Origin of the sequence: Corynebacterium curieae, assembly GCF_027570035.1 — a bacterium.
Classification (GTDB): Bacteria; Actinomycetota; Actinomycetes; order Mycobacteriales; family Mycobacteriaceae; genus Corynebacterium; species Corynebacterium curieae.
In genome coordinates this window covers 841,339-867,826 of the sequence record NZ_JAKMUU010000001.1, presented here as the reverse complement: position 1 = coordinate 867,826, position 26,488 = coordinate 841,339, and the positions used below count along the sequence as shown (strand labels likewise).

General features: G+C 59.5%; 24 protein-coding genes and 3 tRNA genes. 18 read left to right on the top strand and 9 right to left on the bottom strand.

The window, feature by feature from the left end:
* Positions 1-2: 2 nt before the first annotated feature.
* Genes pflA through L8V01_RS04000 form a run of 3 tightly spaced genes read left to right on the top strand, consistent with a single transcriptional unit; the run spans position 3 to position 3,288 of the window.
* Positions 3-872, top strand: a complete 870-nt coding sequence (gene pflA / locus L8V01_RS04010) for a pyruvate formate-lyase-activating protein (RefSeq protein WP_269945836.1) — start codon at positions 3-5, stop codon at positions 870-872.
* Between the two features lie 11 nt (positions 873-883).
* The gene (locus tag L8V01_RS04005) at positions 884-2,122 is read left to right on the top strand and encodes an alpha/beta fold hydrolase (protein WP_269945835.1); all 1,239 of its coding nucleotides are present in this window, start codon (positions 884-886) and stop codon (positions 2,120-2,122) included.
* A 59-nt stretch (positions 2,123-2,181) separates the two neighbouring features.
* Positions 2,182-3,288: an SPFH domain-containing protein gene (locus tag L8V01_RS04000; protein WP_269945834.1), complete on the top strand. Its 1,107-nt coding sequence runs from the start codon at positions 2,182-2,184 to the stop codon at positions 3,286-3,288.
* A gap of 131 nt (positions 3,289-3,419) precedes the next feature.
* Here L8V01_RS04000 and L8V01_RS03995 read toward each other — a convergent pair whose 3' ends face one another.
* Complete coding sequence (locus L8V01_RS03995; protein ID WP_269945833.1) at positions 3,420-4,850, bottom strand: peptide MFS transporter; 1,431 nt, start codon at positions 4,848-4,850, stop codon at positions 3,420-3,422.
* 43 nt (positions 4,851-4,893) lie between these two features.
* Here L8V01_RS03995 and L8V01_RS03990 point away from each other — a divergent pair, with 43 nt between their 5' ends.
* Both L8V01_RS03990 and bioD read left to right on the top strand, forming a co-directional pair.
* Positions 4,894-6,165 (top strand): adenosylmethionine--8-amino-7-oxononanoate transaminase, encoded by a 1,272-nt coding sequence (locus L8V01_RS03990; protein ID WP_269945832.1) that lies wholly within the window; start codon positions 4,894-4,896, stop codon positions 6,163-6,165.
* The gene (gene bioD, locus L8V01_RS03985) at positions 6,162-6,821 is read left to right on the top strand and encodes a dethiobiotin synthase (RefSeq protein WP_269945831.1); all 660 of its coding nucleotides are present in this window, start codon (positions 6,162-6,164) and stop codon (positions 6,819-6,821) included. The genes L8V01_RS03990 and bioD overlap by 4 nt, the downstream gene beginning before the upstream one ends.
* 21 nt (positions 6,822-6,842) lie before the next feature.
* Here bioD and L8V01_RS03980 read toward each other — a convergent pair whose 3' ends face one another.
* Positions 6,843-7,829: an HNH endonuclease signature motif containing protein gene (locus L8V01_RS03980; RefSeq protein ID WP_269945830.1), complete on the bottom strand. Its 987-nt coding sequence runs from the start codon at positions 7,827-7,829 to the stop codon at positions 6,843-6,845.
* Positions 7,830-8,266: 437 nt separating this feature from the next.
* Positions 8,267-8,734, bottom strand: a complete 468-nt coding sequence (bcp, locus tag L8V01_RS03975) for a thioredoxin-dependent thiol peroxidase (RefSeq protein ID WP_269945829.1) — start codon at positions 8,732-8,734, stop codon at positions 8,267-8,269.
* 96 nt (positions 8,735-8,830) lie between these two features.
* Here bcp and L8V01_RS03970 point away from each other — a divergent pair, with 96 nt between their 5' ends.
* The 5 genes from L8V01_RS03970 (at position 8,831) to L8V01_RS03950 (ending at position 13,497) form a co-directional block, all read left to right on the top strand.
* Positions 8,831-9,109 carry a DUF3618 domain-containing protein gene (locus L8V01_RS03970; protein ID WP_259887666.1) on the top strand — a complete coding sequence of 93 codons (279 nt, stop codon included), beginning with the start codon at positions 8,831-8,833 and terminating at the stop codon, positions 9,107-9,109.
* A gap of 49 nt (positions 9,110-9,158) precedes the next feature.
* Complete coding sequence (locus L8V01_RS03965) at positions 9,159-10,436, top strand: glutaminase (RefSeq protein ID WP_269945828.1); 1,278 nt, start codon at positions 9,159-9,161, stop codon at positions 10,434-10,436.
* Positions 10,437-10,526: 90 nt separating this feature from the next.
* Positions 10,527-11,690, top strand: a complete 1,164-nt coding sequence (locus tag L8V01_RS03960; protein WP_269945827.1) for an ABC transporter substrate-binding protein — start codon at positions 10,527-10,529, stop codon at positions 11,688-11,690.
* Positions 11,690-12,745, top strand: coding sequence for a FecCD family ABC transporter permease (locus L8V01_RS03955; RefSeq protein WP_269945826.1), 1,056 nt, complete (start codon positions 11,690-11,692; stop codon positions 12,743-12,745). The genes L8V01_RS03960 and L8V01_RS03955 overlap by 1 nt, the downstream gene beginning before the upstream one ends.
* Entirely contained in the window at positions 12,736-13,497 is a 762-nt protein-coding gene (locus L8V01_RS03950; RefSeq protein WP_269945825.1) for an ABC transporter ATP-binding protein, read from the top strand. Before L8V01_RS03955 ends, L8V01_RS03950 begins: the two co-directional genes overlap by 10 nt.
* Positions 13,498-13,538: 41 nt before the next feature.
* On the opposite strand, the gene L8V01_RS03945 is transcribed toward L8V01_RS03950, so the two are convergent.
* Positions 13,539-13,611 (bottom strand) — tRNA-Lys (locus L8V01_RS03945).
* 212 nt (positions 13,612-13,823) lie between these two features.
* Here L8V01_RS03945 and L8V01_RS03940 point away from each other — a divergent pair.
* Both L8V01_RS03940 and L8V01_RS03935 read left to right on the top strand, forming a co-directional pair.
* Positions 13,824-15,053, top strand: a complete 1,230-nt coding sequence (locus L8V01_RS03940; RefSeq protein ID WP_269945824.1) for a L,D-transpeptidase — start codon at positions 13,824-13,826, stop codon at positions 15,051-15,053.
* Positions 15,054-15,082: 29 nt separating this feature from the next.
* On the top strand, positions 15,083-16,039 hold the full coding sequence (locus L8V01_RS03935) for an MsnO8 family LLM class oxidoreductase (RefSeq protein ID WP_269945823.1): 957 nt from the start codon (positions 15,083-15,085) through the stop codon (positions 16,037-16,039).
* A 28-nt stretch (positions 16,040-16,067) separates the two neighbouring features.
* Here the strand turns inward: L8V01_RS03935 and L8V01_RS03930 are convergent.
* Positions 16,068-16,143, bottom strand: a tRNA-His gene (locus L8V01_RS03930).
* 49 nt (positions 16,144-16,192) lie between these two features.
* Positions 16,193-16,831 carry an oligoribonuclease gene (orn, locus tag L8V01_RS03925; protein WP_394371647.1) on the bottom strand — a complete coding sequence of 213 codons (639 nt, stop codon included), beginning with the start codon at positions 16,829-16,831 and terminating at the stop codon, positions 16,193-16,195.
* A 218-nt stretch (positions 16,832-17,049) separates the two neighbouring features.
* On the opposite strand from orn, the gene L8V01_RS03920 reads away from it, so the two are divergent.
* Positions 17,050-18,591, top strand: a complete 1,542-nt coding sequence (locus tag L8V01_RS03920) for an alanine/glycine:cation symporter family protein (RefSeq protein ID WP_269945821.1) — start codon at positions 17,050-17,052, stop codon at positions 18,589-18,591.
* Here the strand turns inward: L8V01_RS03920 and cmrA are convergent.
* The 3 genes from cmrA to L8V01_RS03905 form a co-directional block, all read right to left on the bottom strand.
* Positions 18,588-19,388 (bottom strand): mycolate reductase, encoded by an 801-nt coding sequence (gene cmrA, locus L8V01_RS03915; protein ID WP_269945820.1) that lies wholly within the window; start codon positions 19,386-19,388, stop codon positions 18,588-18,590. The two genes, L8V01_RS03920 and cmrA, sit on opposite strands and share 4 nt — an antisense overlap.
* A gap of 94 nt (positions 19,389-19,482) precedes the next feature.
* Positions 19,483-19,556, bottom strand: a tRNA-Arg gene (locus L8V01_RS03910).
* Between the two features lie 39 nt (positions 19,557-19,595).
* The gene (locus tag L8V01_RS03905; protein ID WP_269945819.1) at positions 19,596-20,513 is read right to left on the bottom strand and encodes a LysR family transcriptional regulator; all 918 of its coding nucleotides are present in this window, start codon (positions 20,511-20,513) and stop codon (positions 19,596-19,598) included.
* A 66-nt stretch (positions 20,514-20,579) separates the two neighbouring features.
* Here L8V01_RS03905 and L8V01_RS03900 point away from each other — a divergent pair, with 66 nt between their 5' ends.
* The 5 genes from L8V01_RS03900 (at position 20,580) to L8V01_RS03880 (ending at position 26,364) form a co-directional block, all read left to right on the top strand.
* Positions 20,580-22,631: a bifunctional copper resistance protein CopD/cytochrome c oxidase assembly protein gene (locus L8V01_RS03900; RefSeq protein WP_269945818.1), complete on the top strand. Its 2,052-nt coding sequence runs from the start codon at positions 20,580-20,582 to the stop codon at positions 22,629-22,631.
* A gap of 181 nt (positions 22,632-22,812) precedes the next feature.
* A complete protein-coding gene (locus tag L8V01_RS03895) occupies positions 22,813-23,451 on the top strand; it encodes a single-stranded DNA-binding protein (RefSeq protein ID WP_269945817.1) in 639 nt (212 codons plus the stop codon).
* 119 nt (positions 23,452-23,570) lie between these two features.
* Positions 23,571-25,241, top strand: a complete 1,671-nt coding sequence (gene ettA / locus L8V01_RS03890) for an energy-dependent translational throttle protein EttA (protein ID WP_250412441.1) — start codon at positions 23,571-23,573, stop codon at positions 25,239-25,241.
* A gap of 25 nt (positions 25,242-25,266) precedes the next feature.
* The gene (locus L8V01_RS03885) at positions 25,267-25,683 is read left to right on the top strand and encodes an acyl-CoA thioesterase (protein WP_259887011.1); all 417 of its coding nucleotides are present in this window, start codon (positions 25,267-25,269) and stop codon (positions 25,681-25,683) included.
* A gap of 42 nt (positions 25,684-25,725) precedes the next feature.
* The gene (locus L8V01_RS03880; RefSeq protein ID WP_259887010.1) at positions 25,726-26,364 is read left to right on the top strand and encodes a DUF8185 domain-containing protein; all 639 of its coding nucleotides are present in this window, start codon (positions 25,726-25,728) and stop codon (positions 26,362-26,364) included.
* The last annotated feature ends 124 nt before the right edge of the window (positions 26,365-26,488 follow it).

Here is a 26,488-nt window from a genome sequence, read left to right as displayed (position 1 = left end):
TCATGGCTGATGGCGTTACTGGTGTTGTCACCCTCTCTCCGGAAGAAGGAGAGCGTGTCCGCGGCGTAGCTGCGGGCCTGGGGGATAACGCACAACTCGATGACATTACCCGCCCGGAGCTCATGGAGGCGCGCCGCACCGGCGATATCGCCCTCGTGCACTCTTGGGAGCTCGTGACCGCCGTCGACGGACCGGGAACCCGCATGACGATGTTCATGTCCGGTTGCCCACTGCGCTGCCAGTACTGCCATAATCCAGACACCTGGGAAATGAAGACCGGTACGCTGGAGCGAGTTGAAGATGTGGTCAAGCGCATCAAGCGCTACAAGCCCATCTTCCAAGCTTCCGGCGGCGGCCTGACCATCTCCGGTGGTGAACCCCTGTTCCAGATTTCCTTCACGCGCCGCGTGCTCAAGGAAGTCCACGATGCGGGTATTCACACCACTATCGATACGGCCGGGTTCTTGGGAGCTCGCCTGCGGGACGAGGACTTGGACAATATCGACCTCGTGCTTCTCGACGTCAAGTCGGGCGACGAGGAAACCTATCGCAAGGTCACCTCCCGCCAGCTCCAGCCCACGCTGGACTTTGGCGACAGGCTGAACAAGATAGGCAAGCCGGTGTGGATCCGCTTCGTTGTGGTGCCTGACCTTACGGACTCGCCAGAGAACGTGGAAAATGTGGCCAATATCGTGGCGCGTTGGAAGTCAAACGTCGAACGCGTCGAGGTCTTGCCCTTCCACAATATGGGCAAGGACAAGTGGGAAGGTCTGGACATGACCTACCAGCTGGCAGATACGAAGCCACCAAAGCCGGAGGATGTGGAAAAGATTCGCGACGTCTTCCGCTCGAAGGGCTTGACGGTCTACTAGCCTGGGAGGGCATGACCGACTACCGCCGCTTTGGCCACACAATTAAACAGCACCACCTAGAAGTCCCGTGGGATTATTCCAATCCCCACGGGACTTTTGGGCTCTATGCACGCGAAATCATTCCACCGGGCGGTGAAAACTTGCCCGCGCTGCTTTACCTGCAGGGCGGCCCCGGTTTCCCAGCGCCCCGGCCGCTGGCGCCCACGGGACTGATCGGCAAGGCGCTAGAGCGCTACCGCGTTATCCTCATGGACCAGCGCGGCACCGGCCGCTCGCACCGCATCGATGCACTCAGCCCGGCCGCGGAGCGCACAGCAGCTCACCTAGCGTTGCTGCGTCAGGACAATATCGTCCGCGATGCCGAGCGCTTGCGCGAGCACCTCGGTGTAGAGAAATGGTCGCTTTTCGGCCAATCCTTCGGCGGTTTTTGCATTACCGCCTACCTGTCCCAAGCGCCTGAACGTGTCGAGCATGCCTTCTTTACCGGCGGTATCCCCACGCTGCAGGGCGCGGACGATCTCTACCGCGCCACTTTTCGCAAGCTTAAGTCCCGCCAGCAGCGTTACTACCACGAGTTCCCATGGGCTCAAGGTCGCATCGAGGAGATCATTTCCCACCTAGACAACTCGGACGAGCGCCTTCCCACCGGTGAGCGCCTGTCCTCGTTGCGTTTTCGCACCATCGGCATCGAGCTCGGCCGCGGCACTGGCTTCGATTCGCTGGCCTATCTGCTGGAAGAGCCCTTCCGCACCGTGGCGGGGGAGAAGCGGCTGCGGGGCGATTTCTTGGCGGACGTCGGCCAGCGCGTGAGCTTTGCAGACGGCCCGCTGTATGCCGCCATCCATGAATCCATCTACGGCGGCACCAAGGGCCAGGCCGCTACAAACTGGGCGGCGCACCGCGTGCGCGAGGAGTTCCCCGAGTTTGCCGAGTCCGGTACGTGGCTGACCGGCGAGCACATCTTTCCCTGGCAGTTCGACGAAGACCCCGCTTTGCACGCGTTTGCCGACGCCGCCCACGGCCTTGCCCACCACGAATTCTCCCCGCCCTATGCGCTCGGCGAGGTGCCGACTACGGCCGCAGCCATTTACGTCGATGATATTTTCGTCCCACTCGAGGAGTCATTGGCCACCGCCGCCCACCTGGGTGACCTGCGCCCGTGGATTAGCAATGAGTTCCAGCACAACGGCATTAGAGAAGACGGCGCAACCATCTTGGGCAGGCTCTTTTCGCTTATCGACGATCACTAGCGTTTCGCTTTTTCCTATGCGAAAATATTAGTGACCAATACGATTTTTAGGGAGAAGCAATGATCGCAACCATGGTTTTAGTCCTCATCGTGCTGATTATCCTGGGCACCCTTTTTGATGGCTATTTCATCGTCCGCACCCGGGAAGCCGCCATCTTGGAGCGCCTAGGCAAGTTTCAGAAGGTGGCGCATGCTGGCCTGCACTTTAAGCTGCCGTGGGTGGACCGTGTGCGCGATAAAATTTCGCTGCAGGTGCGCCAGCTGGATGTCATGGTAGAGACCAAGACGAAGGATAATGTCTTTGTCCAAATCCCGGTAGCGGTGCAATACGAGGTAGTCGAAGGCCGCGAGCGCGAGGCTTACTACATGCTTTCTAACCATGAGCAGCAGATTGTGGCCTACGTGCAGGATAACGTCCGCTCCTCCGTGGCGAATATGGACCTAGATGATTCCTTCTCTTCCAAGGACACCATCGCTCGCAATGTTGCTGCTTCCCTGCGTGACAATATGGCCGAGTACGGCTGGAACTTCGTCAATACCTTGGTTACCGATATCCGCCCCGATTCCCGCGTGCGCGAGTCTATGAACTCCATCAACGCAGCGCAGCGCGAGCGCGAGGCGGCCGTCGCCCAGGCAGAAGCCGAAAAGATCCGTGTGGTCAAGGAAGCCGAGGGTGCCGCCGAGGCCAAGAAGCTCCAGGGCCGCGGCGTTGCGGATCAGCGCAAGGAAATCGTGGAAGGCATTGCCCAACAGTACGAGATGCTGCGCGATGCCGGCGTGGAAGAATCCCCAGAGGCTCTCATGCTGGTCTCCCAGTACCTCGACGCGATGGTCGACGTCTCCCACAATGGCCAAGCCTCCGTGCTCTACATGCCCTCCAATCCGCAGGGCATGGGCGATCTCTTCGGCGGAATGCGCGACGTGCTCATGGCTAACCGCGCCCTCGATTCCGCCGAGGGGTCGAGCCAGCGTCGCCGTCCGCAGCCAAAGAAGCCTTCCCGCGCGGAGGAAATCGAGCGCGAAGCCACCGCGACCTCTCAGCGCGCCGAGCAGCAACGCTCCGAACAGTCAAAGCAGCCACAACAAGGACCGGACTCTAGCGCACAGCCGCAGGCCGCCCGCGAGTATTTCCAGCAGCTGCGCGACCAGCTCAAAAGCGAGGACTAGCCCTGAGTATCGATAACCTCTTTGATGCCTATACCGCGCAGCGGGGCATTACCCGTAGCGCGGAAGTTGTGCCGGATCACGAGTGCCAGATCTTCTCCATCGACACCCAACCTGCCTCAGAAGCCGATACCTTAAACGCCGCCCGAAACCTCGTCCACGACGTCCTTTCGGCCGACCAAGAGTATGAGCCCCAGTGCGACGGGGACGATTCCGACAATAAGTAGATAGGTCCGCTCCGCATCTGCCGAGGAAGGGTCATAGAGCGTCGATAGTGTTCCCGCCAGCGAGGTGCCGATGGCCATGGTGAGAAAGTACAGCGCCGAAAAGCGCGTCGCGTAGGCCCGCGGTGCGTGCGCGGCCGATGCCGCCATGCCCACTGGTCCGATGAATAGCTCGCCGAGCGACATCAAGAAGATGGTCACGGCCAAAACCGCGAACGGCGTTGAGTTTTCTGCGCCCCCGACGAACGGCAACAGTACAAACATTCCGGAACCAGCCACCATGATGCCTACGGCCATTAGTAGACGTCGCGAGCGGGCCCAGCGGGCCATGCCTGCCGCCAGTGGAAGGGACAACACCAAGATGAACAGTGGGTTGAGCGATTGCGTCCACGCCGCTGGAATCTCAAATCCGCCTACCATGCGGTTTACACGCTGATCCGAGTACACGGCTAGCACGCCGTAAATCTGCGGTTGGAGGGTCCAATAGGCCGTCGAGCAGAAAAACAGCGGGATATATGCCACGACCTTCCGCCGCTCCGGCGCGCTGACCCGCGGCGATCGCAGCATGCTGGCGAAGAGGGCGAGGGCGGCCGCGATCGTCGTAAAGAGCAAAAGCATGGCCAGCTTATCTGGCGAGACAGTCACCGCAACGACGACGCCACCCACGACGGCCGCCAGCGCTATCGACGCGGCTCTGCCCGGTGTAGTGGTGGGGTTGGGCGGCCGCGAATCGAATTCGGCGACTACCCGCCGGCGCAGCGCCCCGTAGAGGACGCACCCGCAACACATGAGGACCGCGGCCGCAAGGAAGCCGGCGTGGTAGCCGTATTCTTGTGCCAGCCATCCAGTAAGCATCGGCCCGAGCAGGGCGCCGATATTAATTCCTAGATAAAAGATCTGGAAGGCGCCATCTCGTGCGCCGGCCGCGGGAGGAAAAGCCGCACCCAGAATGGTAATCGCTGCTGTCTTGAGCAGTCCTGATCCCAGCGCAAGCGGCAAAAGTCCGGCCACGAGACCTGCCGCGCCAGGCACCAAGGACAGCGAAAAGTGCCCGCAAATGAGCAGACCTGCGCCGGCAAGTAGCGTGCGTTCGGCGCCCAAGAGCCGGTCGCTGACCCACCCGCCGACGAAAGTACACAGGTAGAGCAGGCTACCGTATGCGCCGACGAGCGCCGTGGCCTGCGCCTGGTCCATGCCGAGCCCGCCGGATGCGGAGTAAAGGTAGTAGGCGAGGATGGCTTGCATGCCGTAGAAGCTAAAGCGCTCCCACATTTCAATTCCGGCGATTGCTGGTAAAGCCGCGGGTAAACGCCGGATTGAACGCTGTTTAATAATTGTCATAAAAGCACTATAACGGCCGAAAGTCTGTGATAGACCTAAAATCATGGATATTTCAGCGGAGGATATTGCCGCTCTCGACGCGCGACACATTTGGCACCCCTACGCCGAGCCAGGTGAGCCAACGCTTGTGGTGGACTCGGCCGCCGGCGTCCATCTAACGCTTGCGGATGGCACCACGCTTATCGACGCCATGTCTTCCTGGTGGGCCGCCGCCCACGGCCACGGACACCCGCGACTCAAGGCAGCAGCGGCTGCACAAATCGAGCAGATGAGTCACGTCATGTTCGGCGGGCTCACCCACGAACCTGCCGCGCGGCTGACCCGTAACCTCATGGAACTGACTCGGGGTGATTTCGAGCAGGTCTTTTATTCGGACTCCGGATCTGTATCGGTAGAAGTAGCCATCAAAATGGCGCTACAGTACGCCCGCGGCCTAGGGCACCCGGAGCGCACCAAGATGCTGACGTGGCGATCGGGGTATCACGGCGATACCTTCGCGGCGATGAGCGTGTGCGATCCCGAAGGCGGTATGCACTCGATGTGGACTGGCACCTTAGCGCGCCAGGTTTTCGCCCCAGCGCCGCCTACTCGCGGAGCTAGCCCGGCCGAGCGCGCAACCTATCTGCACGAACTGGAAGCGTGCATCACAGAGGAGGTCGCGGCCCTAGTCATCGAACCTGTAGTCCAAGGCGCGGGAGGCATGCGCTTTCACGACCACGAGCTGGTACGCGGGGCCCGCGATATTTGTGACCGCCACGGAATCGTGCTCATCGCAGATGAGATCGCCACCGGCTTCGGCCGGACTGGCGACCTTTTTGCCACTCAAGCGGCCGGCGTCGTGCCAGATATTATGTGCGTTGGCAAGGCGATGACCGGCGGGTTTATGACCATGGCCGCCACGCTCGCTACTGCGAAGATTGCCGAAGGGATGCGCCCGCGCGCGCTGATGCACGGACCGACGTTTATGGCTAATCCGCTTGCTTGCGCCGTTTCGGCCGCGGCAACTGAGCTCATTTTGGAAGGACACTGGCGCGAGCAGGTAGCGGGCATCGAAAAGCAGCTGCAGCGCGGGCTTGGAGGACTAGCCGAGGAGCCGGGAGTAGCGGATGTGCGCGTGCTTGGCGCCATCGGCGTGGTGGAAATGGAACGCGAAGTAAATATGGCCGCAGCGACGGCCGCGGCCGTAGAACAGGGCGTGTGGTTGCGCCCGTTCGGCCGGCTGATTTATATCATGCCGCCGTTTATCAGCACCGCGGACGAAGTAACACAGATGTGCCGCGGCGTGCGCGCCGCGGTGGCAGGAGGACGACAGTGATCATTTACGTGACGGGGACGAACACGGACGTCGGCAAGACCGTGGCCACGGCCGCACTCGCCAGCGCCTTCAAGCAACGCGGCCGCGAGGTTGTCTACGCTAAGCCACTGCAGACGGGGGAGCCGGAGGGAAAGGGAGATGCGGCGACCGTCGGCAAGCTGGCAGGCGTGGAGGTCACCGAGATGGTGCGCTTCCCGGAGCCGCTGGCGCCGAACCTTTCTGCGCGCCGGGCCGGCATGGACCAACCCAGCCTGCAGGAGCTCAAGGAGTGGATTGCCGCCCTCGACGCGCCCGGACGCGTGGTGCTTGTTGAAGGCGCCGGCGGGCTGCTCGTGCGTCTGGCAGACGCCTATACGCTTGCCGACGTCGCCGATAGGCTCCTCATCGTCACCTCCCTCAGCTTAGGAAGCCTCAACGCGGCAGAGCTGACCGTGCGCGAGGCGCAACGCCGCGGAATCGAGGTGCTCGGGCTGGTTGGTGGCTCGCTGCCGGCCGAACCGGACTTAGCTACACGTCTGAACCTCGAGGAGATGCCGGTGGTGACCGGCTGTCCGCTGTGGGGCAGCCTGCCGGAGGGCATGGCCCGCATGACGCCGGCCGAATTCGCGCGGGTAGCCGCCGAAGCCTACGCGAACTTTTTAGAGCACGCCGAGTAGCGCTACCTCGTAGAGGCAGCGCTAACGGACCCAGCGGACCTTGCCATTGACTCGGGCAAGGCGTCCGCGTAGCGGCGGGGCATTCGGATCGTCCTGGTTGACCCCGTTGTGGTACGGACAGCACACGGTCAGGTTGTCCATATTGGTCAGCCCACCGTGCTTCCATGCCTTGAGGTGGTGAATTTGGGCCTTATCGGCTGGGTGGTTGCACGGCGGCCAAGGGCAGGTGGGGTTCTCGGCCGCGGCCATCTGCCGCTGCTTGTCGGTGGCGTAGCGGGAGGCGCGATACAGGTTGACTGGGCCTTTGACTGGGTGGATAAGGGTGACTAGGCCGTGCTCGGTGAAGGTGCGCTCGACCAGCTCGGCCCCGGTAATGGTGGCGCCGTTGGTCAGGCGCAGGGTGACCTCTTCGCCATCGCCGTCCAGGATCTGGTCCAGCGCGTTGAGTGGGATGATGACATTGGTCGTGGTGCGCGCAGAAGGGACGCCTGTGCCGCGTAGGAGATCCCGCAGAGAATCCAGCGGGCGTGCGGGGTCGAGCGCGGCGTCGAACTCCGCGAGGAAGGCCGACAGGGCAGTAATCCGCATCGTCCACGGGCCGTTCGGCCGGCGCAGCAACTGCACTCCTTCGCGGGGCGGGGTGCGGCGCGGGCGAAGATCGCGGAGGCGTTGCTTGGCGCGGCGCGCGATTTCGGAGGCTGGCCCGCGCAGGCGGCATAATTCCACGCGCAAGTTCCAGGCGTCACGTTTATTGCGCAGCCGGGAAACGTATTTTTCGATGAGCTTGAGGGTTACTAGGTCGTGGTGGCGGGCGGCCGTGGCCGCGTGGCGTTGCTTGCGGCTAAAGCCGGTCGTGCCGAAATAGACTTCGGCCATGGCGCGCAGTTCGCGCGCTTCCACGTCCGGCAAACCAAGCTCGAGGAGGGCGCGCTCAGGCATGCCATGGGCCTCGGCGAGGATATCCATCGCCGAGCTTATATGGGTGGCATAGGCCTGCAGTGCGCTCATAGCTGCAACTTTAAGCAGAGCCGGCGGGTGAGCCGAGGCGAGGACGTTCGCAATTGTGGATAACTTGTTTAAGCGTCAACTTCCTCAAAAGCCCGCAATGGCAAAAAGGTACGAAACGGACATGCGCTTAATCTCTACGACCACGGCATCAAAGACATCCGAATCGCCCGCAGTTGCGCAATTGAGCTGCGCGACGACGCTGTGGATAAGGAATCCAGCCAGGTCAATGCGGTCGTCAACGCTTATGGACGGCGCGAGAGGGAGAGGGTTTCGGATAGCGGGAGATGTGGCTGGCGCTCGGCATCCGCGGCGGTGTCGTGCCGAGTGAGCTCGCAGGCGAGGTACAACGCACCGACGGGTGCCCCGGCGCGGTGGACGGCCTCGTCGAAGGCGAAGGGCGCAAAGTCGACACCGCGGTAGCAGGATCTCTCCCGGTGCTAGCTAAGGCCCCTCATCACGCGGGCGACATGGCCGGTTGCCTTAACGTTGTAATGCGTCTGGCCGATGGTGCCATCCGGCTCGACCAAGAAGGTGGAGCGGATGACGCCCTGGACTACCTTGCCGTAGTTCTTCTTCTCCCCAAACGCGCCGTAGGCGGTCATGACGGACTTATCCGGATCCGAAAGCAGTGGGAAGTTGAGATCGTGGTCCGCGCGGAACTTTGCCAGTGCTTCCGGCTTATCTGGCGAAATACCCACTACGGCGATATTGAGATCATTGAGCTGCTCCAGGGAGTCGCGGAAATCGCAGGCCTCTTTAGTGCAGCCTGGGGTATTCGCGCGGGGGTAGAAGTAGACGAGTACGCGCTGGCCTGCGTAATCGGCGAGGGAAACGGTGTTCCCGGCGTCGTCGGCAAGCGCAAAGGCAGGGGCGGTGTCTCCAGTATTCAAACGGTTTTCAGTCATGGCCCCCACCATACTTACCGCCCGGGCTGCACGCCGCTGTGCCGGCGGGGTAGAATGACCCCGTTAAGAGCGAACCTAAATTAAGAGGAGAACGTCGTGGCACGCAATATTGAAGATATTCAGCGCGATATTGAGCGCACCCGCCGCCAGCTGGCCGGCACTTTGGACGAGCTCGCGGAGCGCAGCAAGCCGCAGAACTTTGCCAATGAGGCCAAGACCGCGGCCACCGATAAGCTGCAGGAACGCAACGTGCAGCTGGCGCTGGGCGGCGTCGGCGCAGCCGTAGTGGGCCTGATTGCTTTCTCGGTATTCCGCTCTCGTCGCCGCAAGAGCGACCTGAAGGAGCTGCAGCGCCTGCTGTCCGAGCGCCACTAATTAGCGAAGTCCCCGCACCGCGGGGACTTTTTTCGTAGGCTGGGTTGGGATGAAGACACCAATCCCTTTTTATTTGCAGGAAATCCTCAACAAGGTGCGCGATAACCGCGACGGCGCTGTGGCGGATTATATTCCGGAGCTGGCCAAGGCGGAGCCTGAGTACCTCGGCGCAGCGATGTGTACGACTACCGGCCACGTGTACTCCGCGGGCGATGATGAGGTGGAATTTACCCTCCAGTCCCTGTCCAAGCCTTTTGTTTATGCCCTGGCTCTTCAGGAGCTCGGCCTTTCCGCGGTGCGCGACATCGTGGGCATGGAGCCTTCGGGCGAGGCTTTTAATGAGCTATCGCTAAACCGCGATGACCATCGGCCGGTCAACCCCATGATCAATGCGGGCGCTATTGCGGTCACGCAGTTGATTAATGGCGTGGATTCGGAGCCGGCCGCGCGCGTGGAGCGTTTGCGTACCTATTTTTCGCGGCTGGCGGGCCGCGATTTGCTTATCGACGCCCCCATGCGCGACTCCGAGCTCGAAGTCAGCGAACGCAATCTCTCCCTGGCGCATATGCTGCGCAATTACGACATCATCCAGGATGAGGCGCACGATGCGGTTTCGACCTATATCGAGCAGTGCTCGATTGTGGTGACGGTGCGGGACCTGGCCGTGATGTCGGCAACGCTGGCCAATGGCGGCGTGCAACCGGTAACGGGAGACAAGATTCTCGATGCGGACGTGTGCCGGTTGACGCTATCGGTAATGAGCTCGGCCGGCATGTATGACGGCGCCGGCCGGTGGATGGCCGAGGTGGGAATCCCGGCGAAGTCGGGTGTCTCGGGCGGCCTGTTGGGCACGTTGCCGGGCCAGTTGGGCGTGGCGACGTTCTCGCCGCGGCTTAATAAAGAGGGCAACTCGGTGCGCGGTGTGGATGCGTTCAAGCTGCTCTCGAAGGATATGGGCCTGCATCTAATGTCCACGGATGAGCGCTACGGTGTGAATCCGGTGCGCAAGGTGGAGCAGGATGCAGAGCTAACGGTGATTTATCTGCAGGGCTTGATTAACTTCAACGCGGCCGAGACCGTCTTGTATGAGCTGATGGAATCAGATTTCAGCGAGGGCACGGTGGTGCTGGAGCTGACCCATATTTCTGGTACGAACCGCATGGGCCGGCGCATGCTGAAGGAAGGGCTGCGCCGTATTCGCGAGTCGGGGTTCGATATCGCCATCGTGGATCCGGACGGAGAGTTAGAAGATCGCACCATGTCGGACGGCACGGAGGTGCCGAAAGGCGAGCTGGAGGACTATGCCATTAACGGCGAACCCGTATAGGTTTGGGTTGCCTTACTTAATCAGGTTAGGATGTCCTATGTAAGGCCCTTCGCGTTAGCCGCGAGGGCATCCAACGACCAAGGACTAAAAATGGCTCATACTCCCCTTAAGGTGATGGCGGTTGTGGCGGCGTCGGCAATGGCGCTGGTCGGCTGCGGTGCAGCCGAGGAAGTAACCGGCGGAGCAAGCGACGATGCTGCCTTTTCTTTTACCGATATCACCGGCCGTGACGTGGAACTAGATAAGGCTCCCGATCGCGTGATTTTGGGCGAGGGCCGATCGCTTTTTGCTACCGGCATTCTTAATACCGATAACCCGCTGGATAAGGTCGTCGGCATTGGCACGGACTTGAAGCAGAACGTGCCGGACTACTACAAGGCGCTGGAAAAAGAGCTACCGTCCGTAAACGAAGTCCCCGAGGTGGGCGGTTTTGCCAAGGGCGATGTCACCGTGGAGAAGCTGGTGAGCTTGGACCCGGACCTCATCGTGCTCTCGCTGGATCAGTACGATGCTTCCCGTGAGGCGGGCCTGACCGACAAGATGGACCAAGCTGGCCTGAAGTACGCGGTGACCGACTTCCGCCGCAAGCCGCTGGAAAATACCCCGAAGACCATGGATATTTTCGGCGAAATCTTTGGGCAAGAGGACCGAGCTGAGGAATTTAACTCGGATTGGCAAAAGACCGTGGATTTGGTCGAGGACCGCGCGGAGAAGGTAGAAGATAAGCCGAAGACCTTTGTCTGGCGCTCGGCCGGTGTCTCCGATTGCTGCGGATCTTGGAACGATTCCAATATCTCCCAGCTGGTCAACGCGGCCGGCGGCGAGAATATCGGCGATAAAGTCATTCCGGGCGAGTCCGGCACAATCACCCCGGAAAAGGTCCTGGAATCTGACCCGGATATGATCATCGCCACCGGTGGCGATTGGTCTGAGATGAAGGACGATGAAGGCCACCCTGTCGGATACGCCGCAGTGGGCTACGGCATTGATGAAAAGGAAGCCAAGGGCAGCATCGCGAAGCTACCGGAGAAGCAGGCCGGCTTCGATAAGCTGCGTGCGGTTAAGGAGCATCACCTGCACAGCATGTGGCACCAGTTCTATGATTCGCCGTTTAATTACCTGGCGCTGCTGCAGGTGGCGGAGTGGATCGACCCGGAGGCGTATGCCGATATGGACGTCGCCAAGCAGTGGATGGATGCGCAAGAAAAGTACTCGCCGGTCTCGGGCGAGGGAACCTTCTTTAGCACCAACTAATGGAGGGTGCAGAGGTAGCCGCGCTCGCGCGGCAACATAAGAAGCTAACCTGGCAACGCATAGGCATCGTTGCGGGCCTGACCCTGATTGCGGCCGTCGCATTTGTCATTAGCAACTTCGTCGGTGCGATTGATATCAGCCCGGGCGAGGTAATAAAGGGCATCGTGAATCCTGCGGGTCTGGAGGACCAGACGCGCACGGTGCTGTGGCAACTGCGCCTGCCCATGGCCGTGATGGCCGTGCTCATCGGTATGGCCTTGTCCTTGGCCGGCGCGGAGATGCAGACCATCCTCAATAACCCGCTGGCCGAGCCATTTACCCTCGGCATTTCTGCGGCCGCCGCGTTTGGCGGCGCCACCTCCATTGTGCTCAAGTGGCAGCTGATTGCGCAGCCGCAGTTTAACTTGGCGCTGGTGGCGTGGCTTGCTGCCGCGGTGGCTACGGCCATCATTGTTATCGCGGCCGTCATCCGTGGCGCGAAGGCAGAGACCATGGTGCTGCTTGGCATCGGGTTGGTGTTCTTTTTTCAAGCCATGCTGGCGCTTATCCAATACCAGTCCTCGGCCGAGGCGCTGCAGCAGATCGTGTTTTGGTCCATGGGCTCGCTTACCCGCGCCAATTGGGCGGCCAATGGGGTGCTGGCGGCCGTGCTGATTATCGCCCTGCCCATCCTGTGGGCGCTGGGCTGGCGTCTTACTGCTTTGCGGCTTGGCGATGCCCGCGCTACCGCGATGGGCGTAAATACCTCCCGCCTGCGCATCGTGGTGCTCATCGTGGTTTCGCTCGTCGCGGCGACGACGGTGGCCTTTGCCGGCATCATCGGTTTCATTGGTCTGGTCGGCCCGCATATTGCCCGCATGTTGGTGGGCGAGGACCAGCGTTACTTCTTGCCCGCCTCAATGGCTGCGGGCGCCGCCGTCATGTGTGCCGCGCACGCGGTGAGCCTGATGATTAAGCCAGGACTGGCGATCCCCATTGGCATCGTCACCTCGCTGCTGGGTGTGCCATTCTTCATTGCCATTGTTATGACCCGAAGGAGGGCCCTGTGGACGTAGAACTGACTATTTCCGGGCTAAGTGCGGCCTATGGCAAGCACAGCGTGCTGGAGTCCGTGGACGTGGAAAAACTCCACGGCGGGCAGTTGGTGGGGCTGTTGGGGCCAAATGCCTCCGGAAAGACCACGCTGAGTAAGTCCTTGGCCGGCGTGCACCGCGGCTGCCAGGGCGAAGTGGATTTTCGCGTCGATGGCACGGCACCGCGCGGCAAGCGCCGCCGCCAGCTCATTGGCTACGTGCCGCAAGACCTTACTAGTACGGCCGCCCTGCGCGCCTTTGAGGCCGTGCTGATTTCCGCGCGCCGCGAAGCCTGCGAGGACCCAATTACGCGCACCGGCGAAGTTCTGCACTCCCTTGGGCTGGATGCGATCGCCTCGCGCTACCTCAACGAGCTTTCCGGCGGCCAGCGCCAGCTGGTAGCGGTGGCACAGATGCTGGTAGGCAGCCCAGGCCTGATGCTTCTCGACGAACCTACATCCGCCCTCGACCTCCATCACCAGATCTTCGTGCTGGACGAGGTGCGGGCAAAGGCGCAGCGCGACGGCAGCCTGGGCCTTGTAGCTATTCACGACATTAACTTGGCCGCGCGCATGTGTGACCAGCTGGTGGTGCTCAAAAAGGGACACATCCGCGCTCAAGGCACGCCTATGGACGTGCTCACGGGGGAGCTCGTGGAGGGCGTGTATGGGGTAGAGGCGGACATCGTCAAGCATGGCGGTGCCCCGCTTATCGCTCCGCTGCGGGTGAAATAGCAAAAAGGCCGGGCAATTGCCCGGCCTTATTTTTTATCTTGTGCGCCATCAGGGAATCGAACCCCGAACCCACTGATTAAGAGTCAGTTGCTCTGCCAATTGAGCTAATGGCGCATTGTTGACTTCCTGCCGTGTGGCTCTCTGTGCAACGAGTAGATACTCTAGCAGCCATTCTTTAAAAGTGTAAAATCGCCTGGTCAATACGGGTTTTAGGGGGTCTATAACAAATTGGTTAATGCCTGAAGTGGCTTCTGGTATTTGGCGGGTGGAAACGCTAATCTAGGTTGGTCTTTGAAAGCAGTATTTACGTGTCTAAGGGCAACTCAGTGAAAAATTCCCTCCCTATTGCGCGCCGTCTCCTTGCGGTCGCAGGCGTAGCGTGCATTTCCCTAGCCGCCGCCTCCTGCTCTTCTGGTTCCTCGGCTGAGAACCAAGCTACCGACCAAGAATCCACCGCCGCCGCGAGCGCGAGCGACGCGAAGGAGGGTGGCAAAGAGTCCGAAAAGAAAAAGGATGGCCTGAAGGTTTCCGTAAAGGACGGGGCGCAGAACGTAGACCCGTCGAAGCCGGTAACGGTGGAGACCAACGGGAAGCTAAAGAGCGTCACCATGACCAATGAGATGGGCGTGGAAGTAGAAGAAAAGCTCTCCAAGGACGCTAAGAAGTGGTCTACCGCGGAGGACTTGGGCTATAACCACACCTATTCGATTGTCGCCGCTGACGTGGATGGCAACAAGAAGAACCTAAGCTTTTCCACCCCGCAGGCAGCGGGCGTGGCCGAAGCCTCGCTAACCCCGATCCCCGATTCTGAGGTAGGCGTAGGCCAGGTCATTGGCGTTAATTTTGGCGTTCCAATTACGGACCGCAAGGCGGCCGAGAAGACCATTACTGTGACCACCAAACCGGAGGTGGAAGGCGCATTCTACTGGGTTAATAACCAGGAAGTGCGCTGGCGGCCAAAGGATTACTGGGAGCCAGGCACCAAGGTAGAGGTCAAGGTAAACCAGTATGGCAAGGACCTAGGTGGTGGAATCTATGGCGGTGAGAATGCCTCTACGAATTTCACTATTGGTGATCGCACCGTAGCGCTAATCGATAACGCCACCAAGACCATGAAGGTATTCAAGAATAAGAAGTTCTTGCGCGCCATCCCGGTCTCATTGGGCCGCGATTATCAGTACGATACGCCGAATGGTCGCTACGTCATTGGTGATGAACACCCACAGCTGTTGATGGACTCGGAGACCTTTGGTTTGGCCCACGAGGCCGGCGGTTATCGCACGACTGTGGACTGGGCTACGCAGATGTCTTATTCCGGTATTTATGTCCACTCCGCTCCATGGTCCGTGTGGGCACAGGGCAATACCAATACCTCCCACGGTTGCGTTAACGTGACGCCGGAGGCTGCGCAGTGGTTCCAGGAGACGATGAAGCGCGGCGACGTGGTGCGCGTATTTAATACCTATGGCGAAACGCTCAATGCGATGGATGGCCTAGGTGATTGGAATATGTCCTGGGACGAGTGGTCCAAGGGCAACGCGGACGCAAATCAGTAGCATCCGGCGTCGGCGCAAGGGATGAGCGCATGGCTACAGTGGTGGCCATGCGCTTTTCTGTTTTAGATCGCGGTGCGGCCGGCCCGCTAAGCCAGGTGGCCGAGCATGCGCGGCATGTGGAGCGGCTGGGGTTTCGGCGCTTCCTAGTGGCAGAGCATCATGGCGTGCCGGGCATTCCGGCGGGGCAGCCGGGCATGTTGGCGGCCCACGTGGCGGCGAGGACGCAAAGAATTCGGGTGGGTGCGGCCGGAATTATGTTGCTTAATCATGCGCCGTTTCTGGTAGCTGAGCAGATTAACCTCCTCGAGGCGCTCTATCCCGGCCGCATTGATATAGGTATCGGCTCCTCAGTGGGATTTACTGCGCCGGTGCGGCAGGCGCTGCGCCAGGGCGAGCCTACCGAGCTAAAGCAGCGCTTCGAGGCGGAATTAGCAACGCTGATGCGCTACCTGCGTGGTGAGGAAGCTGTGACGGTGCGTCCGGAGTACGAAGGTACGCCGCTCTACGTTTTGGCGGGCTTTCGCTCGGCAGCGGTGGCGGCCAAGCTGGGGTTGGGCGTCATCTTGGGTGGGCCAGTAGCAACCCAGGGGGCGGCCGCGCGAGTATATCGGGAGCATGCGCTTGCCGACGCCCCACCTATCATCTCCTCGCTTAATATCGCCGCCGCCGATACCGCCGCGGCCGCCCGCGATTTATTGTTGCCGGAGGCCTATGCCAAGGTATGCGCACAATCTACTGGTGAGTTTGCGCCTCTGCGGCCAGCGGGCGAGCTAGATATGAATGCGCTGACGGGGCAGCAACGGCGGCGAATCGAGGAAGCGTTGGCCCACGATGTCTGGGGGACGGTGGAAGGAGTGGGGGAGGAACTAAGGGGCGTCGGCAAGCGCTTAGGCATAAGCGAGTTTGTGGTGACCGGAGATATGCCGGATGTGGCTGGTCGAGCGCGCTCGGAGGAGCTGCTGGCAAGCCTGCAGGGAGAAAACTGAAAAAGCCCGAGCGCAAGGCTCGGGCACTTGGGGTGGCTGACGGGGCTCGAACCCGCGACACCCAGGATCACAACCTGGTGCTCTACCAGCTGAACTACAGCCACCATCGCTGCGTGAAAGCAACGAAATACAGGTTAACTCACGCTGCCTAAATTACAAAAACGCCTGGTAATCTGCCGTAGTTTCCGCCTTGATCTGCTCCGCCTCGGGGGTGGTGGGGCCCTCATCGGTGCGGAAGACGCTGCGGCGGTAGAAGTCCAGCTCGCGGATGGACTCGATAATGTCTTGTAGAGCGCGGTGGGCCATGCCCTTATCGGGCTGGTTGAAATAGGCGCGCGGATGCCACCGGCGGGCCAGCTCCTTGATGGTCGATACATCGATCATGCGGTAGTGCAGGGCGCTATCGAGTCGCGGCATATAGGTGCGAATGAAGGTGCGATCGGTGGCGATAGAATTTCCGGCTAGGGGAGCGGGGTGCTCCGGATCGCAGTGCTCATTGATAAGCGTTAGCACGGCATCCTCGGCCTCACCGATGGAGGTAGAAGACTCGCGGATTTCTTTATCCAGCCCAGACTTGGCGTGCATCTCGGTGACAAAGGAATCCATCTGGGCCAGTTCTTCCTCGGTGGCGTGGACGACGAGGTCGATACCTTCACTCAGGATATTGAGGTTGCCATCGGTGATAACGGCGGCGACCTCGACGATGACGTGGCGCTCCGGGTCGAGGCCGGTCATCTCCAAATCGATCCAGACGAGGCGGTCGTGCTTTGCGGCAATATCGGAATGTGGCATGCAGACCATTCTACGCTCGCACTTCATTACCCCTGTATGGGGTGCAGGTGGGAGTTTCGAAAGAGTGAATCACTACAGGGCACAGTAGCGATGCGCAGGTGTGGTGTGTATCTACATAATAATTTTCGGTGATTTGACTCACGTTTAAGTGTGAGTTGCGGCATACTTTGTGTTATCGCTCTTCACTCGGGAGGTGCGACAGACTTAGGAGAGACCAGATGGCAAACTTTCTTGAAGCCCTCAATTCCGTAATTTGGTCCCCCGTCTTGGTGTTTTTATGCCTCGGCGCGGGCATCTATTTCACTGTGGTGACGCGCGGCCTCCAGGTGCGCTGCATCCCAGATATGCTCAAGCAGATCGCCAACGGAGAGAAATCCGCGGATGGTGTATCTTCCTTCCAGTCCTTGATGGTCTCGCTATCCGGCCGCGTCGGCGTGGGCAATATCGCCGGTGTGGCAACCGCCATCGCCTTTGGCGGCCCAGGAGCGGTGTTTTGGATGTGGGCCGTGGCGATGTTGGGCTCGTCTACTTCGTTTATCGAATGTACTTTGGCCCAGATATACAAGGAGAAAGACCAAGACACCGGAGAGTATCGCGGCGGCCCAGCGTACTACATCGAAAAGGCCTATAAGCACACCAAGGCCGCACCGTTCATGGTGGTTTATGGCATCGTATTCGCCATCGCCATGATTTTGGCCACTAGCTACTTCTTGCCGGCGATTCAGGCCAACGCGGTGGCTGCCGCGGCCGATACCGCGTGGGGTATTAACTCCACGTGGGCTGCCGTCGTGTTGGCAGGCATCCTGGCCATCATCATTATCGGCGGCGTAAAGCGCATCGCGAACTTTGCCACCATCGTCGTGCCCTTTATGGCGGTTATCTACATTGTCATTTCCGTGGTGGTCATGTGCATGAACTTCTCGCAGATTCCAGAGGTCTTTGGTCTCATCTTCAAGTCCGCCTTCAATATGGAAGCCGGCTTTTCCGGCATGCTGGGCGCGGCGATCATGTGGGGCGTTAAGCGCGGCATTTATTCTAACGAGGCCGGCCAGGGTACCGGCCCGCAATCCGCAGCGGCCGCCGAGGTCTCCCACCCGGCAAAGCAGGGCTTTGTGCAGTCCTTTGCGGTCTACGTTGATACGCTCTTTGTTTGCTCGGCTACCGCGTTCATGATCATTTCCACCGATATGTACACCGTCTTTCGCGGTAGCTCCGAGGACGGCGAGGTGGTCTACAACGGTTCGCTGCCGGAAGGCGTTGAGGTTGGTCCTGGCTACGTGCAATCCGGCCTGGATAGCGTCTTTGCCGGTTGGGGCCCGACGTTTATTGCGGTTTCCATCGCCTTCTTCGCCTTTACGACGGTTCTGGCGTACTACTACATGTCCGAGGTCAATTTGACCTACTTCAACCGTTGGGTACGCTCCCGGGCTGCCCGTCGGGGCCTGATTTGGGTGCTGCGCGCGCTGATTATTGTCTCCGTCATCGTGGGAGCTACCACCACTCCAGGAGCGGCATGGGCATTGGGTGATATTGGTGTTGGCACCACAGCATGGCTCAATATCATCGCCATCCTTTTCCTCCAGGTGCCTGCCCTCAAGGCGCTCAAGGACTACGAGAAACAGAAGAAGGCTGGAAAGGATCCACAATTCGACCCAGAAGCCCTAGGTATTAAGAACGCGGACTTCTGGGTGGCGCGCAAACGAGCACGCGGCGAGGGCAGCGTGCTCAAAGGAAACGACCTAGAGGGTGCGGGAGCCTAGCCCATCTTGGCGTAGAAGCTGCCTACCAGCGGTGCAATCACCGGGGTGGGCAGCACTTGGCTGATGGTATTCATGGCCTTCGATAGGGGCCCCGGTACTACGCGGCGTTGGTTGCGACGCATAGCCGCAATGGTCTCTTGGGAGCAAGATTCGTAGGTGGTCCACAAGAAATCCGGGACCACCTTATCCACGATGGACTGGTCTTCTTCCGCGATGGCGGCCTCGCGCACCGGTCCGGGGGCAAGGAGGGTGCACGATACTCCGGAGCCTTTGAGCTCGTAGTGCAGGGCCTCCGTAAACGCATTGACGCCGGCCTTGGTGAAGACATAGGTAGCGTTGTTGGGAATGGGGATATTGCCCGCGGCGGAACCAACATTGCAAATGGCACCGTTGCGGCGCGGCAGCATGTGCTCCAAAGCAGCGCGGGTGAGGCGGTGAACCGCAGTGCCATTGAGATCAAATTGGGTTGATTCGTACTTCCAGTCCTGGTCCATGAAGGGGCCGAAGCTGGCAATACCGGCGGAATTTACCAAAATGGACACCTCGTGGGAGGCTATGGTTTCTACTACACGGGCGACGTCATCAGCCGCTGCGAGGTCCGCAGGCAGAGCTATGGCCTCGACATTGTGGCGCTGCTCGAGCTCCGCGGCAATGGACTCTAGTACCTCGCGGCGCCGGGCAACAAGGATGACGTTATAGCCCAGCGCGGCAAAATCCTGCGCCATGGCTTTGCCAATTCCTTGGCTAGCGCCGGTGACGAGGGCGTAGGACGTGCGAGAGGGGGCGGGAAGTGACATGGTTAAGCCTTTCCGGGTTGGGCGTTGTGAGTCCTAGCGTAAACAAAAAGCCTTGAAGCGGCGAGAAACTCGGCGCCTCAAGGCTTTCGGGCGGTGCCCCCAGCAGGATTCGAACCCGCGACACATGGGGTAGAAACCCACTGCTCTAATCCACTGAGCTATGGGGGCTTACAACGCACTCATAGTAGCCCACAAGGACGGGGAAACCTAAGCCAGGGTGCGCTGTGGGGAACGCAGGATATCCACCAGCTCCTGCGCTGCGGCGGTCAGATCGCGATCTGCTCGATAGGCCACGATGGCGTAATAGGGTGGCAGGTCGTCTGCAATCGGGCGGCTAAGGATGCCATGCGGCTGTACGGCGGGCGCACAATTGGGCACGATGCTTACACCAAGCCCGCTGGATACCAGCGGGATAGCACTATTGAGGCTGGCTACTTCTTGGGTCTTGTCCGGCTTGAGGCCAGGGCGAGTATTCCACAGCTCACTATAGAACTCTGCTAGTTCCGGCAGCTCGCGGCTGCGCGGTGGGACAAGCCAATTCTCTCCGCGCAGGTCCGCCAGGGAAATGGGCGCTTCTAGCTCTGCAAGGCGCTGTGGGAGGGCGACGGAATAATCAAACGTGGCCACCTGGTGGACGGTAAGTTCGGGGGAGTAGCGGCGAATAAAGGCCTTGGGATCGGACGTCGGCAAGAGCGCCAAGTCCACTTGGCCATCCAGCAGGTGCTTGATGGCGGTAGCCGGTTCGGCATCATCTAGCGTGATGGTGGCAGTGGGGTAAATCTTTTTGAGCTCGGCTAGCACGGAAGGGGTAAATTCCCAGTTCAATATCGGGCCAGAGGCGAGCGAGACGGTGCTGGCCTTGTCACCGGTGATTTCGCTGATATGTCGGTGGGTTTCATTCAGCAGCGCATCAACTTTCACGGCTGTTTCATACACATAATCCCCGGCCTCCGTAGTGGAGACGCCGGAACGGCCGCGCGAGAGCAGCTGGGCGTTGAGTTCCTTTTCTAGCTTCCGAATGGAAAGGCTCAGGGAAGGCTGAGTCATGTCGAGGGATTCAGCAGCGTGCGTGAAGGAACCGTTGTCTACAACGGCGCGGAAATAAAGAAGTTGACGGGTGTCCATAAGCCCCATAATGACACATGTAAAGACAAAATGTGTGTTATGTGAGAAACTAGGTCGCGCTATACAATGCCCACTATGGCAAATGAGCAGGTTAACAGTGTGAATACGGCGGGGAGGAAGCCCCGCTCTTCCTGGGGAATGTATATCGCAGCTATGCTGATTGCCGGCCTGATTGCCGGTTTCATTTCCTTGTTCCTCCTGGCTGATTCCCTGGCGGCCCTAGGAATTCCGGATCCCGGCCGCATTACCACCTTTGGCCTGCCGGTTTTCCGCGGATTGGCGTGGATTCTCATGGCCTTGTCCGTGGGGTCCTTCTTGGCTTCATCCTTTCTCATCGCTCCGCGCGGGGATAATGCTGCGCTTATCGATGCCCCCTTATCCGTCGACGGCCACATTGCCGCGCGTACCGGCACCTGGGCTTCCTTTGGTGTGGCAGCCGTGGGGCTGGTGGAAATCCCGCTCATCATGTCCGATCTCACCGGAGCGCCATTTTCTCAAGTATTTGAGCCTTCCATTGTGAAGATGGCACTCACGGAAATTTCCACCACCATTGTCTGGGGGATTTCCGTGCTCATTGCCCTTGGCGTAGGCATTCTCGGACTTCTTGGTCGCAGCTGGTCCATGCAGCCGGTGTTACTTTTCTTCTCCGTCTTGCAGGTGGTGCCCATTGGCCTAGAAGGCCACTCCGCGGCCGGCGGCGACCACGATTACGGCACCAATTCGCTGCTGTGGCACTTGGTCTTTGTCATGCTTTGGGTAGGCGGGCTCATGGCGCTTATCGCCCATGGGCGGCGCCTTGGCCCCAACCTTGCTTTTGCAGTGAAGCGCTACTCTGGCATTGCCTTCATGGCCATTGTGGTGCTGGCGGTATCAGGCCTGATCAACACGCTTATCCGCATGAATATCTCCGATCTAGTGGATTCTGCCTACGGCATCATCTTGATAACTAAGTTCGTGCTGACGATCCTGCTGGGAATCTTTGGCCTAGCTCACCGCGAGCTGACTATCCCGCAGTTGGACAAGAACCCGCGCCTGTTCATACGCATAGCCATAGTGGAGGTGGCGGTCATGGCCGGCACCATCGGTGTGGCCATCACCTTGGGGCGTACCGTACCCCCGCCACCGCGGGATCCCAACCTCAACTCGATGCAGATTTTGATGGGGTATGAGCTCTTTGAAAAGCCCACGGTGCTCAACGTGTGGACCATGTTCCGATTTGACATCATGTTTGGAACCATCGGCCTTCTTTTGGCTGCGGCCTATGGCTATTGCGTCTACCGTGTCCACAAGCGCGGCCTGACGTGGAGCAAGGGCCGTACCGCGTGGTTTATGTGTGGTGCGCTGGGCATGACCCTCGTGATGTCCACTGGCCTGGGGCTTTATATGCCGGCGATGTATTCCATGCACATGTTGGTCCACATGATTTTGTCCATGGCAGTGCCCCTCCTGCTCGTTCTAGGCGCACCATTGACCCTAATCATGGAGGCCTTCGAGGCTGGGCCGAAGGGGCAGCCGAGCCTGCATGATTATGCATTGGCAGCGACCCAATCCAAGATTGTTGGGTTCCTGACCAACCCGTTTGTCAATCTGCTGCAATACTTATTTTTCCTGTACGTGCTCTACCTTTTCCCGAGCCTGTATCAATTTGCCATCTCGGAGCATGCCGGACACCTCATCATGAACTTCACGTTCATCATTTCCGGCTGCTTCTATTTTTGGGAAGTTATCGGCCCAGATCCGCTACCTAAGCGCCGCTCTACTCCCTTCCGTTTGGCCGTGCTCTTCCTTTCCATGCCGTTCCACCTTTTTGCCGGCGTGTACCTGATGCAGATGCAAACTGTATTGGGCGCGGACTTCTACCAGTATTTGGAGCTGCCATGGGATCCAGATTTGCTCCAAGATCAGCGTGTGGGCGGCGGCATTGCGTGGGGCTTTGGCCAGTTCCCGCTGGTCATCGTCTTTGGCAAGCTCTTCCTGGATTGGTTGAGCGATGACCGGGCCACTGCCCGCCGCCATGATGTGCAGGCGGATGCGGACGATGATGCCGAGTTGGAACGCTATAACGCGATGTTGCAGGACATAAACCAAGGCGATGATTCGAGCTTCCGTGGGCGCTAGCCTGTGGATAACTTGTCAAAGGTCACCCTAAAACGCGCCTTTTGTTGACGAGAGCAACAAGTTATCCACAGGGTGGGGCTGGTGCCCATGGTGCGGCGTCCGCAAGGGCATCAGGATGTACAGGCGAGCGAGGAAAACCGAACTCGCCAACCCAACATCCAGCAAAGGATTTTCTATCACCATGTCCCAATATCCAATTACCTTGACCGGACGCCTGACACGTGACCCAATCCTGACCAAAACCTCTACAGGGGCCTATAAGGCCAAGCTGCGCATAGCTTCCTCACGCCGAATTCCGGACCGTCAGGCAGATACTGGCGTCAATGATCCGGAAGGACAAACCGCCAAGGCCCCGCAGTGGCGCGACGTGGATCACCTTTATATCGACGTCGAAATGTGGAATCAATTCGCCATCAACGTGCGTAAATCCCTGGCCAAAGGCATGCCACTGGTGATTGTTGGCTCCTTGGTTACAGAGCAATGGAGCGATGATCAAGGAACCGACCACTTCCGCACGTTTATTAAGGCGCAGTACGTGGGGTTGGACTTGAACCGGCACGTCATTGGCACAAAGCGCCTCGTCCCGCAATACAACCAAGAAAATATTGCGGTCCCAGAACTGGGGGACAATGCCATCGAACCGGACGTGGACCACAGCGTGCCACAGCAACCGGCAGAACAGGGCGACACCGCTGCGGATACGGCGGCCGACCGCTATTTGGCGGAACGAGCTGCAGCAGCGCGTAGTGGGGAAGAGGAACCCTATGACGCCGAAGCGGAGGAAGCTGCCGAGGCGGAATCCGCCACCGTGAATGCTTAAGCCTTTCGGCCTTGCCTTGATTGCCTCGGGTGTACCTGACCCGAGGCACTTGGGCTCTGGTTCTGATGTAGTGTTTGTGTAGATAAATACGTCTCCCAAATTTTTGCAAAGGGGTAAAAGTGGGCGAATTCATCTACACGATGAAAAACGTGCGCAAGGCAATTGGCGATAAAGTCATCCTTGACGATGTAACAATGGCGTTCTACCCAGGAGCCAAGATTGGTGTGGTCGGCCCTAATGGCGCCGGTAAGTCCTCCATTCTGAAGATTATGGCCGGCCTGGACCAGCCTTCCAATGGCGAGGCTTTTCTAGATCCGGGTGCCACCGTGGGCATCCTGCAACAGGAGCCACCTCTCAATGACGAGAAGACCGTGCGCGGCAACGTCGAAGAGGGCTTGGGCGATATCTTTGAAAAGAAGCAGCGCTTCGAGCAGATCGCCGAGGAAATGGCCACTAACTACAGCGATGAGCTCATGGAAGAGATGGGCAAGCTGCAGGAGGAACTGGATGCCGCCGATGCCTGGGAGGTTGACTCCAAGATCGAGCAGGCAATGGAGGCTTTGCGTTGCCCGCCTTCTGACGCCCCAGTGACCAACCTTTCTGGTGGCGAGCGTCGCCGCGTAGCGCTGGCTAAGCTTCTGCTGACCGAGCCGGACCTGCTGCTGCTCGACGAGCCTACGAACCACCTAGACGCCGAGTCCGTGCAGTGGCTGGAGAAGCACTTGGCTGATTATCCGGGTGCTGTCTTGGCCGTGACTCACGATCGCTACTTCCTTGATCACGTCGCGGGCTGGATCTGTGAGGTTGACCGCGGCAAGCTCTACCCATACGAGGGCAACTACTCCACCTACCTGGATAAGAAGCAGGAGCGCTTGGAGGTTGCCGGCAAGAAGGATGCGAAGCTGCGCAAGCGCTTGAAGGACGAGTTGGAGTGGGTTCGCTCCGGTGCAAAGGCCCGCCAGGCCAAGAACAAGGCTCGTCTGGAGCGCTACGAGGAGATGGCAGCCGAGGCCGAGAAATACAAGAAGCTCGACTTCGAAGAAATCCAGATTCCCACCCCGCCGCGCTTGGGTAATAAGGTTGTAGAGGTCAAGGACCTGCAGAAGGGCTTTGATGGTCGCGTCCTGATTAAGGACCTTTCTTTCACCCTGCCGCGCAACGGCATCGTGGGCGTTATCGGCCCGAACGGTGTTGGTAAGACCACCCTGTTTAAGACCATTGTGGGGCTGGAGCAGCCGGACGCCGGTTCCGTTGAGGTCGGAGATACCGTCAAGCTGTCCTACGTGGACCAGAACCGCGAGAATATCGACCCCGAGGCAACCGTTTGGGAGGTTGTCTCCGGCGGCTTGGACTACATTCATGTGGGCCAGAACGAGATGCCGTCGCGTGCTTACCTCTCCGCTTTCGGCTTCAAGGGCCCGGATCAGCAGAAGCCGTCCAAGGTGCTTTCCGGCGGTGAGCGCAACCGCTTGAACCTGGCATTGACCCTGAAGGAGGGCGGCAACCTGATCCTCCTTGACGAGCCGACCAACGACCTAGACGTGGAAACCCTCGGTTCGCTGGAAAACGCGCTGGAGAAGTTCCCCGGCTGCGCCGTGGTCATTTCCCACGACCGCTGGTTCCTAGACCGCACTTGTACCCACATCCTGGCCTGGGAGGGCAATGTGGAAGAAGGCCAGTGGTTCTGGTTCGAAGGCAACTTCGGTGACTATGAGAAGAACAAGGTCGACCGCCTTGGTGAAGAAGCAGCCCGTCCTTCCCGCGTAACCCACCGGAAGCTGACCCGCTAACTAGCTGACGCCTTAACTGAGGAGAATGATGGCAACCCCAAGCGTGCATACGTACCGTATTCAAACCCGCTGGTCGGACTTTGATATGTACGGCCACATGATGAACGCAAACTACATCGAGCTTGCCCAAGAAGCACGCTTGGCCTTTGCGAAGGAACACATCTATTCCAAAGGCCTCGACTTCATTGCGTTCGTGCGACACCTCGATGTAGATTTCCTGCGCCCAATGGAGTTTAAGGAAACCACTACTGTTGAGGTAGAGACCACTATCTCGCAGATTGGTACCACGTCTTTTACCACCGCTCAGAAGGTTAAAAATGCCCAGGGCGAGGTAGCAGCAACCGTGGAATGCGTGCAGGTGGTCGTTGACCGCCAGCAGCAGACTCCGCGCCCGCTGACGGAACAGGAAAAGGACATTCTGCAAAATACCGCAGCCAACTAGCTGCGGCGCAGAGCAAAGAAAAGAAAGGCAGGGCCCGAAGGCATGGTCACCGAGACTCTAGAGATTGGAAGCGGTGGACCTGGCCTTCGGGCCCTTGTCACGCGCGCAGTCGGCTTAGACGCGAGCGCTTCGGTGCGTTTGCGCCAGCTGACTGGCGACGTCGTCGATGTCTTTGTCACCACTCCCTTTGAGGTAGTTGCATCCCGCCGCGTGGAGGGCGTCGCCTCCCGCGATGGGGCGGTGGTTTCTGCCGCTACGCTCGCCGAGCAACTCAAGGAACATGAGTCAACCGGAACTCTCGATTTGGGCCCCGCGCGCGATCCGTCATGGCCGGGAGCCCTGCCGCCGGCTACTGGTTATAGCGTGGTCGATACATTGCCGGTCACTGTGGTGCGCGAGCTTTCCGATAAAGGCCAACAACTGACGCGACAATTTTCTGGGCCCATGGGCCCGCCGTCTAGCCTCTTGAATCAAACCGTCGTTACCGTAGAAGGCGATGGCGCCACGGTGGAAATCCCCATGCGCATGATCTTTGCGTGCACCAACCTGGGCCTTATCCCTGGATTTTCCGCCCCAATGGACGTGCCGCGCCACTTGCGCGTGGCTCAGCTGGGGCGCTGGGTGCGTCTCGACGCCCCCTTCGGCAGCATTTATCGGTCTACCCGTCTTTCGCTGTTTTAAGCCCATCCATCTACCGCAAGACCCAGCGAGGGCCTCCTCCCCAGAGAACATGGACCCCCAAAAGCGGTCCACCTTTGGGAGAGCAAGGAGTGGTGCTTATTTCGCAAAACCCTCGTCTAGCAGG